This is a genomic window from Klebsiella sp. GW_Kp181 (assembly GCF_040062315.1).
In the GTDB taxonomy this organism is placed as follows: domain Bacteria; phylum Pseudomonadota; class Gammaproteobacteria; order Enterobacterales; family Enterobacteriaceae; genus Klebsiella; species Klebsiella oxytoca.
In genome coordinates this window covers 1-9,727 of the sequence record NZ_JBEAFR010000016.1, presented here as the reverse complement: position 1 = coordinate 9,727, position 9,727 = coordinate 1, and the positions used below count along the sequence as shown (strand labels likewise).

The following is a 9,727-nucleotide window of genomic DNA, read 5'->3' as shown; positions in this document are numbered from 1 at the left end:
CCCCCTTACAGGGGGCATTCTCAAAAGCCACCTTCTCAGAAGGTGGTCTTTTACTCAGGACTCGCTAACGACTACCGTACCGATTTGCGGATGGCTGAAGCTGGCGATTTTATCCAGGCGCAGTTCGCGGACGTTGCCGGCGAGCTCTACGACCAGATACTCGATATTTTTGCGCGAGATAAGATCGTTGGCCTTCGCTTGTAGCTGTTCGCCATCTTTGAGCTCCAGCGCCAGGACCAGATGGTGCTGACAGGCAAGTTCGAGGTTGTCATAATCATCGCAATTGATGGGTTGATAAGTATCATTCATTGACATAATCGCTCACCAGTAAGTTTGCCGCCGCATATGCGGCCTTTTCCCTGACTGACTCAGCAAGGGCCTGATCCGCCGCAACCTCATTCAATACTTTCAACACGCAACCTAGCGCATCCGGGATATACCCAAGGTCCCCGCTGGCTATTTCCGCATACCGCTTGCGTATTAACTCACAATATTTTTCCACATGCCCTCCTGTCAGCGTTCTGACTTAACCGTGGGATGTAAGTTTAAGCCTACGAAGATAAACTCTGTTTAGCAAGGTGACTATACCATAGTCATTTAAGCAATATCAGCAGGATGAGAGGCGATCCGTCGATTGCTGACAGCCTTTTGCCGTCAGTTTCGCTACAATGTACGCCATTTTTATCAGGAGTAGAGTCATGGCGCTGAAAGCGACGATTTATAAAGCGACGGTGAACGTAGCCGACCTGGACCGCAACCAGTTTCTGGATGCCAGTTTGACGCTTGCCCAGCATCCGTCGGAAACCCAGGAGCGCATGATGCTGCGCCTGCTGGCGTGGATTAAATACGCCGACGAGCGTCTGCAGTTTACCCGCGGTTTATCTTCCGACGATGAAGCGGAACTCTGGCTGCTTAACGATCATCTGGGCGTGGATCTGTGGATTGAACTGGGGCTACCGGACGAGCGGCGAATTAAAAAAGCCTGCTCGCGGGCCCAGCAGGTGGCGCTGTTCGCCTATAATAGTCGGGCGGCAGAAATCTGGTGGCAGCAAAACCAGAACAAAATGGCTCAGTTTTCGAAGCTGTCGGTGTGGTATTTGGATGATACTCAGCTGGCGCAGCTCAGCGCTTTTGCCGATCGGACCATGTCGCTGCAGGCGACCATCCAGGACGGCGCTATCTGGTTATCTGACGCTAAGAATAATCTGGAAATTCATTTAACGGCCTGGCAAACACCCGCATGATTACGATTAGCCGCAGCGTCGCGATTGCGGAGGACGAGATTTCACTTTCCGGCATACGCGCGCAGGGCGCGGGCGGTCAGCACGTGAATAAGTCCTCAACGGCTATTCATTTGCGCTTTGATATTAAAGCCTCGAGCCTGCCTGACTATTATAAGGAACGTCTGCTTACCGCCAGCCACCACTTAATTTCTGCCGAGGGTGTGGTTATCATTAAGGCTCAGGAATATCGCAGCCAGGAAATGAATCGTGAAGCGGCAATTGCGCGTCTGGTTGCCCTAATACAAGAATTAACCGCAGTGCAGAAGAGCCGCCGGGAGACGCGACCAACCAGGGCCTCAAAAGAGCGCCGACTGGCTTCAAAGGCGCAAAAATCCTCAGTTAAAGCGCTGCGTGGAAAGGTTCGCCAGTAAGAATATGGCGAACCGGTGGAATGGATGATAAGGAATTTACAGTGAAGAAAATCGTATTTTCAGTCGTGGCGGCCTGTTCGCTCTTTGCCCTGTTCGGCTGTAACCATCGTACGGAAATGGAAACGTTACAGCCGGCGCCGATGGAAGAGCTAAAACCGATGCAGCAGAGCTGGCGCGGCGTGCTGCCGTGCGCCGACTGCGAAGGGATTGAAACCTCGCTCTTTCTTGAGAAAGACGGCACCTGGGTGATGAATGAACGATATCAGGGCGTTAGCCGCGAACCTTCCTCTTTTGCTTCATATGGTACCTGGGCGCGCACGGCTGATAAGCTGGTGCTGACCGACAGCAAAGGCGAGAAGTCTTATTATCGGGCGAAGGGCGATAAGCTGGAAATGCTCGATCGCGACGGTAATCCCATCGAGTCGACGCTGAACTATACGCTTGAATCAGTCAAAGCCAGTCTGCCCATCACGCCAATGGCGATGCGCGGAATGTACTTCTATATGGCGGATGCGGCGACCTTTACCGATTGCGCGACCGGCAAGCGAGTGGCTGTCGCCAATAATGCTCAGCTCGAGCGTGATTATGCCGCTGCGCGCGGTACGGATACTCGACCGGTGCTGATGGTGGTTGAGGGGCACTTTACGCTGGAAGCGAATCCGGATTCGGGAGCGCCGGTTAAAGTTCTGGCGGTGGATTCACCCGGCAAGTTTTATCAAAAAGAAGACTGCAATTCTCGTTAGTTAATTGAGTCCTACGAGGCGGCTTGTCTTGATATAAATTCCCAATTTAAGATGCCCGATATACTGCAATTGTGTTTCGGGCTTAAAGTTTGCCACATCCCCCTCACGCATATGAAGCAGGTCTGATGGGCTAATCCAGCCCGGTTGAGCCAGGGTCAGCGGGTGTCCGGCCTTCGCGAAGGCATCGCTGACAAACTCCGAACAAAACCACATTTTTTTGTCCCCGGATGCTGCATCGCTCAGCTGGGCCTTGGCCAGACCGTTCACGCACTGCTGGCGGAAATCTTTTGAGAAGGGATTCAGGGTGCATAGCTGTTTGGTGACCATGAAGGGCACAAATTCAATAATGCCGCGATAGTTATAGGCGCTGTTTCTGTTTTTATAGGCGAAATTTTTAATGCCAGCGGCCTGTTGCGGCGTGAGGTCAGGCGCTCTTAGGGCAAACAGCTTATCGCTGTGCTGCATCGCTTGCCGGAGAGGCACAACCTGCACCCCAGCACCGGTTGCCTCTGCAACCTGGTTATCACCGATATAGATAGCGACATGGCTAACGGAGGATGTGCTAAGAGCACGAATCCCCAGGGACGTCACGCCAAAGCTGGAAGAGAAAAGGAGATCGCCGGGGAGCAGGTCTTGTGTGTTAATTTCAGTCAGCGTGTTATTAGCCACCGAGCTCTGGCGCTGAAGCTTAATCGCCCATTGCTGCGATGGTTGCTTAATAGTGGAAGCGGAAGGCACGGACCGGCTGACGTCTACCGTGCAGGCAGAAAGTAAGAACGATACGGGAAAAAGCAGGACATGATTAGCCCGTCGTTTAGCCATGATTACAATCCTTGTAAAAAAGAGGCTCTGAAACCAGAGCCTCTTTTGGCGTTAACCTTTAATTTGTTGTACCAGGTAATTCACGATATCGCCGGTTTTAATCAGCTGTTTCTCGCCGCTGCGGCGATATTTATATTCAATATCGTCGTTGTCGAGGTTACGGTCGCCCAGCACGATAGTATGCGGAATTCCGATAAGCTCCATATCGGCGAACATCACGCCCGGACGCTCTTTACGGTCATCCATCAGCACTTCGATGCCCAGCGCGGTTAGCTCAGCATACAGCTTCTCAGCCAGCTCCTGCACGCGATAGGATTTGTGCATGTTCATCGGCAGAATCGCAACCTGGAACGGGGCGATAGCTTCCGGCCACAAGATCCCGCGCTCGTCAAAGTTCTGCTCAATGGCTGCCGCCACCACGCGAGTCACCCCGATACCGTAGCAGCCCATAGTCAGGATCTGATTACGGCCATCTTCGCCCTGTACGGAGGCTTTCATCGCTTCAGAGTACTTGGTACCCAGCTGGAAGATGTGGCCCACTTCGATACCGCGTTTAATCAACAGCGTGCCTTTACCGTCCGGGCTCGGGTCACCGGCCACTACGTTACGGATATCTGCCACTTCAGGAGTGGCGACGTCGCGATCCCAGTTGATGCCGAAGTAGTGTTTACCGTCAATGTTCGCGCCCGCGGCGAAATCGCTCATGGCGGCAACGGTACGGTCAATAATCACCGGAACAGGCATATTAACCGGGCCAAGAGAACCGGGACCCGCTTTCACCAGCGCGCGAATCTCTTCTTCGGTTGCGAAGGTCAGCGGGCTGGCGACCTGCGGCAGTTTTTCCGCTTTGACTTCGTTCAGTTCATGATCGCCGCGAACCAGCAGGGCTATCAGCGGATACTCATTATCTTCTACTGCTTTTACCAGCAGGGTTTTCACGGTTTTTTCAATCGGCAGATTGAACTGCTCGACCAGCTCGGCGATGGTTTTAGCGTCAGGCGTATCGACCAGGGTCATTTCCTGCGTGGCGGCCGCGCGCGGCTCTTTCGGCGCAACGGCTTCGGCGAACTCAATATTGGCCGCGTAGTCAGAAGAGTCAGAGAAAATGACGTCATCTTCACCGCTCTGCGCCAGTACCTGGAATTCGTGAGATGCGCTGCCGCCGATAGAACCGGTGTCAGCCTGTACCGCGCGGAAATCCAGCCCCATACGGCTGAAGATTTTGCTGTACGCGGCGTACATCGCGTCGTAGGTCTCCTGCAGCGATTCCTGAGAGGTATGGAAAGAGTAAGCATCTTTCATCAGGAATTCACGGGAACGCATTACGCCGAAACGCGGGCGAACTTCGTCACGGAATTTGGTCTGGATCTGATAGAAGTTCAGCGGCAGCTGTTTGTAAGAGCTCAGCTCATTACGAATCAGGTCGGTGATGACTTCTTCATGAGTCGGGCCGAGTACGAACGGACGTTCGCCACGGTCAGCAATACGCAGCAGTTCCGGGCCGTACTGTTCCCAACGACCACTCTCTTGCCACAGCTCAGAGGGCTGAACTACCGGCATTAACACCTCGATTGCACCAGCGTTGTTCATCTCTTCACGCACGATGTTTTCGACTTTTTTCAGGACGCGCACGCCGGTCGGCAGCCAGGTATATAACCCAGAGGCCAGCTTGCGGATCATCCCGGCGCGCAGCATCAGCTGATGGCTGATAACCTCGGCGTCGGCAGGTGTCTCCTTCAGAGTGGAGAGCAGGTATTGGCTAGTACGCATGTTGTTACGGTTCCATTTGGACGATCGATACAGGCTGGAAGCCAGCCTGACACAAAAAAGTGGTTTAGTTTACCAGTGTGGCAAAGATGCCAAAAGAGAGGAGAATAAAATTAGCGTGCTTCGAGAGAAAAGACTTCAAAACCGGACGAAATCACCCGCCAGCGCACGTTAAAATCCAGCAGCCAGACGGCGTAGGTTTTTCCCGGCTCCTCTTCTTTGCGGTATGCCGGTCGCGGATCCTGCGCCAGAACTTCGCTAATAAACGACTTAAGACGAGGATAGCGTCGCTCCAGCGTTAAAATTTGCGCTTCTGTATCCGGCGTGAAACTCACCGCTACTTCCGCCCCTGGAGCCTCCTGAGCATAGCTTGCGCTGGCATCCGGCAGTGCTTCGGCAAAGGGCAGGTAAGGTTTGATATCCACGACCGGCGTTCCATCTACCAGGTCCAGGCTGCCTAACTCAAGCACGACGTGTTCTTTCTGGCAGCGAATACCTTTTAGCTCGACCAGAGACATACCGATTGGATTAGGACGAAAGGTCGAACGGGTAGCGAATACGCCCATTCGCGCGTTACCGCCGAGGCGGGGAGGGCGGACGGTAGGACGCCAGCCGCCTTCCATGGTCTGATGAAACACAAACAGGACCCACAGATGGCTGAAATTTTCCAGGCCGCGTACGGCATCGGCCTGGTTATAGGGAGGCAAAAGGTGTAATTCGCCGCCGCCGTTTTTAACCAGCCCGGGCTGGCGGGGAACGGCAAATTTTTCTTTATAGGGCGAGCGAATAACGCCTATCTGCGCAAACTGAAAAGCACTCATTGCGCCGTAACGTTAAGCGCTGATCCCAGGCAAACGGCCTGGCGGTAGCAGCCCGGGGTTCCGCTGGTCACTTCGCAGCGGTGCAGCAGCACAGCGTTGGCTTTCATTCTTGCCGCATTAATCTGCATACGCTTGCGAGCCGTCGGGATATTGGGCGGAGAGTCTTGATTAGAGGCCTGACATGATTCACCGGTGACTTCACCCAGTTCGCGGAAAGGTTTACCCACCAACTCTGTTGCATCGGTATAGATTCTTACCGGGGCCGGGCGCGTCGCTTTCGGTTTGGCCGGTTCCGATTTGGCTGGCTGAGTGACCGTACTTTGCACAGGTTCGACTGGCGATCTGCTTAGCATGGAACAACCGCTTAACATGAGTGCTAACAAACAGACCGGTAAAGCACGCATAGTATTTCCTCAATAAATAATAAAACAGGGCGCTATTGAATCAGGTGCTTGCATAAATGACAAGACGGGCATAAGCCCGTCCTGAATGATATTACGCTGAGAATAGATTACCAGCCTTTCACCGCGCCGCCGTTAAAGATTTTGTTGGCTGCTTCGTAAACTTCGTCACTCTGGTAAGCCTGAACAAATTTCTTAACATTTTCCGCATCTTTGTTGTCTTCGCGAGCGACAATCAGGTTCACGTACGGAGACTCTTTACCTTCGACAAAAATACCGTCTTTTGCCGGGGTCAGGCCAATCTGGCTGGCGTAGGTGGTATTAATAACCGCCAGGGCGATCTGCGCATCATCCAGAGAGCGCGGCAGCTGCGGGGCTTCCAGCTCAACAATTTTCAGGTTTTTCGGGTTTTCAATAATATCCAGTGAGGTTGGCAGCAGACCAACGCCTTCTTTCAGTTTGATCAGACCAACCTGCTGCAGCAGCAGCAGAGAGCGGCCAAGGTTGGTTGGATCGTTAGGAATGGCGACCTGCGAGCCCGGCTGCAGCTCATCCAGCGATTTGATTTTTTTCGAGTAACCGGCAATGGGATAGACAAACGAGTTGCCGACGGAAACCAGCTTGTAGCCGCGGTCTTTAATCTGCTGGTCCAGGTACGGTTTATGCTGGAAGGCATTAACGTCAATATCGCCTTTGCTCAGCGCTTCGTTAGGCAGCACGTAATCGTTGAAGGTAACCAGTTCAACATCGAGGCCGTATTTATCTTTTGCTACTTTCTGCGCAACCTCAGCAACCTGCTGTTCCGCGCCGACGATCACGCCGACTTTGATGTGGTTTGGATCCTTTTCGTCCTGACCGCAACCCACCAGCGCCAAAGAACCGATTAACGCGCCGACTGCCGCAAAGGTTTTGAAATTAAAGGCCATGTTATTTCCTTCCTGTAAGATTCTGTATTGTGTGTGATGTTATTTGTGAGTCACAGCCCGGACGATACGATCGCCAGAGAATTGAATTAAATAAACCAGAATAACCAGCAACACCAGCACGGTATTCATTACCGTTGCATTGTAGCCGATATAACCGTACTGATAGCCAATCTGTCCCAGGCCGCCGGCACCGACGGCACCGCCCATGGCGGAATAGCCAACCAGCGTGATAAGGGTAATCGTTGCCGCATTCACCAGACCCGGAAGCGCTTCCGGCAGAAGAACCTTACGCACGATCTGCATCGGCGTTGCGCCCATCGCGCGGGATGCTTCGATAAGGCCGGTTGGGATCTCCAGCAGGGCGTTTTCCACCATGCGGGCGATAAACGGCGCGGCGCCAACCGTCAGTGGGACAATGGCAGCCTGCAGGCCAATCGACGTGCCAACAATCACGCGAGTGAATGGGATCATCCACACCAGCAGGATAATAAAAGGAATCGAACGGAAAATGTTCACCACCGCCGAAAGCGTGCGGTAGAGCTTCGCATTAGCGACAATTTGCCCGGGACGGGTGACGTACAGCAGCACGCCGACCGGCAGGCCAAGAACAAAACCGAAGAAGCCGGAGACAAACGTCATGGCCAGCGTTTCCCATACGCCGCGAACCAGCAGCCAGATCATTGGTTCAGACATATCCCAGTACCTCTACTTTTACATGATGTTCCTGCAACCAGGCGATCGCGGCCTGGGTATCTTCCTGCGAGCCGTGCATCTCGGTCAGCATGATGCCGAACTTGACGCCGCCCGCGTAATCCATCTGCGCGCTAATAATATTGTTATTCACATTAAAACGACGGGCAGTCTCCGAAAGCAGCGGGGCATCTACGGAATGACCGGTAAACTCCATGCGCAGCATAGGCACGCTATCGGCAAGAGCCTCAGGTTTAAGGCGGGCCTGATAATCATCCGGGATATCAAGGTGCAGCGTTGACTGGATAAACTGCTGCGCCAGAGGCGTTTTGGGATGAGAGAATACCTCGCTCACCGTATCCTGCTCAATAAGCTGGCCGTTGCTGATAACGGCAACGCAATCACAGATGCGTTTAACGACATCCATTTCGTGGGTAATCAGCAAAATCGTCAGGCCCAGGCGACGGTTGATATCCTTCAGCAGTTCCAGAATCGAACGCGTAGTGGCCGGGTCCAGCGCGCTGGTGGCTTCGTCGCAGAGCAGGACTTTTGGATTGCTCGCCAGCGCACGGGCGATGGCCACGCGCTGCTTTTGCCCGCCGGAGAGATTCGCCGGATAGCTATCGTGTTTATCTCCCAGACCGACGAGATCCAGCAGCTCGGTCACCCGACGCTTGATTTCATCTTTAGAGGTATTGTCGAGCTCCAGAGGCAACGCCACGTTACCGAACACGGTACGTGAGGCAAGCAGGTTAAAGTGCTGGAAAATCATGCCAATCTGGCGGCGAGCTCGAGTCAGCTCTTTTTCTGAAAGCGCCGTCAGCTCCTGGCCGTCGACCTGGACGCTGCCCTGCGTTGGACGTTCAAGCAGGTTAACGCAACGGATTAACGTACTTTTACCCGCGCCGGAAGCGCCGATGACGCCATAAATTTGTCCGGCAGGAACATGCAGGCTGACATCGTTCAGCGCCTGTATGCTGCGGTTCCCCTGCTGGAACACTTTGGTGATATTCGAAAGTTTAATCATCAGTTATTTATTATCATTTAGCCGTTTGCCGTGGCATTTTCTTCTGCCGTGTCCAGGCGATGCCTGTCAATGAAATGGATGTTAAGGCATCCAGACGTCTAAATCAATCTGACTCTGTATAATGAGCACTTTCTTGCGTCCGGAAACATGCGATACTAGGCGAATTAGCCTTTATCAGGAGCAAACCGGTGGCAATGTCAGTACCCGCAATTTTTCTTGACCGTGATGGCACGATTAATGTCGATCACGGATACGTCCATGAAATCGACAATTTTGAATTTATCGATGGCGTCATTGACGCGATGCGTCAATTAAAGGAGATGGGCTATGCGCTGGTGCTGGTGACCAACCAGTCCGGTATCGCCCGCGGCAAGTTTACTGAAGAGCAGTTTGAAACGCTGACGGAGTGGATGGACTGGTCGCTGGCCGATCGCGGCGTTGACCTGGATGGCATCTATTATTGTCCTCACCATCCTCAGGGAACCGTTGAAGAGTTTCGCCAGACCTGCGACTGCCGTAAACCGCATCCGGGGATGCTCATCTCGGCGCGCGACTACCTGCACATTGATATGGCGGCCTCATATATGGTGGGCGATAAAATTGAAGATATGCAGGCGGCCTTAGCGGCGGAAGTTGGCACGAAAGTATTGGTACGCACCGGTAAACCCGTCACTCCAGAAGCGGAAAGTGCTGCCGATTGGGTGCTAAACAGCCTGGCAGACCTGCCGGATGCGATTAAAAAGCGGCAGAAATAGGCGTTATGTATAAAAGATGAGCGGTTGAAATAAAAATGAATTTTACCGCTTGTCACCGCAAAATAACTCCCTATAATGCGCTCCCACTGACACGGCAGATGTGAATCACTTCACACAAACA

13 protein-coding genes are annotated in these 9,727 nt (G+C 53.2%); 4 read left to right on the top strand and 9 right to left on the bottom strand.

Going from position 1 to position 9,727, the window contains the following annotated elements:
- Positions 1–54: 54 nt before the first annotated feature.
- Together rof and ABLV11_RS06750 are read right to left on the bottom strand one after the other, a co-directional pair.
- The gene (gene rof / locus ABLV11_RS06755; RefSeq protein ID WP_004107903.1) at positions 55–315 is read right to left on the bottom strand and encodes a Rho-binding antiterminator; all 261 of its coding nucleotides are present in this window, start codon (positions 313–315) and stop codon (positions 55–57) included.
- Entirely contained in the window at positions 302–502 is a 201-nt protein-coding gene (locus tag ABLV11_RS06750) for a YaeP family protein (RefSeq protein ID WP_004107902.1), read from the bottom strand. The genes rof and ABLV11_RS06750 overlap by 14 nt, the downstream gene beginning before the upstream one ends.
- Positions 503–698: 196 nt before the next feature.
- On the opposite strand from ABLV11_RS06750, the gene ABLV11_RS06745 reads away from it, so the two are divergent.
- From ABLV11_RS06745 to nlpE, 3 genes are read left to right on the top strand one after another with little or no spacing between them, the layout of a single operon-like run.
- The gene (locus ABLV11_RS06745) at positions 699–1,244 is read left to right on the top strand and encodes a YaeQ family protein (protein WP_004107900.1); all 546 of its coding nucleotides are present in this window, start codon (positions 699–701) and stop codon (positions 1,242–1,244) included.
- A complete protein-coding gene (arfB, locus tag ABLV11_RS06740) occupies positions 1,241–1,654 on the top strand; it encodes an alternative ribosome rescue aminoacyl-tRNA hydrolase ArfB (RefSeq protein WP_004107898.1) in 414 nt (137 codons plus the stop codon). The genes ABLV11_RS06745 and arfB overlap by 4 nt, the downstream gene beginning before the upstream one ends.
- 41 nt (positions 1,655–1,695) lie before the next feature.
- The gene (gene nlpE / locus ABLV11_RS06735) at positions 1,696–2,397 is read left to right on the top strand and encodes an envelope stress response activation lipoprotein NlpE (RefSeq protein ID WP_126488494.1); all 702 of its coding nucleotides are present in this window, start codon (positions 1,696–1,698) and stop codon (positions 2,395–2,397) included.
- Here nlpE and ABLV11_RS06730 read toward each other — a convergent pair whose 3' ends face one another.
- From ABLV11_RS06730 to metN, 7 genes are all read right to left on the bottom strand, one after another.
- Positions 2,398–3,219, bottom strand: coding sequence for a YaeF family permuted papain-like enzyme (locus ABLV11_RS06730; protein ID WP_126488496.1), 822 nt, complete (start codon positions 3,217–3,219; stop codon positions 2,398–2,400).
- Between the two features lie 51 nt (positions 3,220–3,270).
- Positions 3,271–4,989 carry a proline--tRNA ligase gene (gene proS, locus ABLV11_RS06725; protein WP_070555896.1) on the bottom strand — a complete coding sequence of 573 codons (1,719 nt, stop codon included), beginning with the start codon at positions 4,987–4,989 and terminating at the stop codon, positions 3,271–3,273.
- Between the two features lie 110 nt (positions 4,990–5,099).
- Positions 5,100–5,807, bottom strand: coding sequence for a tRNA (N6-threonylcarbamoyladenosine(37)-N6)-methyltransferase TrmO (tsaA, locus tag ABLV11_RS06720; protein WP_004107890.1), 708 nt, complete (start codon positions 5,805–5,807; stop codon positions 5,100–5,102).
- Positions 5,804–6,211, bottom strand: coding sequence for an Rcs stress response system protein RcsF (gene rcsF, locus ABLV11_RS06715; RefSeq protein WP_004107888.1), 408 nt, complete (start codon positions 6,209–6,211; stop codon positions 5,804–5,806). Before rcsF ends, tsaA begins: the two co-directional genes overlap by 4 nt.
- A gap of 107 nt (positions 6,212–6,318) precedes the next feature.
- Complete coding sequence (gene metQ / locus ABLV11_RS06710) at positions 6,319–7,134, bottom strand: methionine ABC transporter substrate-binding lipoprotein MetQ (RefSeq protein WP_004107886.1); 816 nt, start codon at positions 7,132–7,134, stop codon at positions 6,319–6,321.
- Between the two features lie 39 nt (positions 7,135–7,173).
- Complete coding sequence (locus tag ABLV11_RS06705; protein WP_004098792.1) at positions 7,174–7,827, bottom strand: methionine ABC transporter permease MetI; 654 nt, start codon at positions 7,825–7,827, stop codon at positions 7,174–7,176.
- Positions 7,820–8,851, bottom strand: coding sequence for a methionine ABC transporter ATP-binding protein MetN (metN, locus tag ABLV11_RS06700; RefSeq protein WP_004107883.1), 1,032 nt, complete (start codon positions 8,849–8,851; stop codon positions 7,820–7,822). The genes ABLV11_RS06705 and metN overlap by 8 nt, the downstream gene beginning before the upstream one ends.
- Positions 8,852–9,039: 188 nt before the next feature.
- Here metN and gmhB point away from each other — a divergent pair, with 188 nt between their 5' ends.
- Complete coding sequence (gmhB, locus tag ABLV11_RS06695) at positions 9,040–9,606, top strand: D-glycero-beta-D-manno-heptose 1,7-bisphosphate 7-phosphatase (RefSeq protein WP_004107881.1); 567 nt, start codon at positions 9,040–9,042, stop codon at positions 9,604–9,606.
- Positions 9,607–9,727 lie beyond the last annotated feature (121 nt).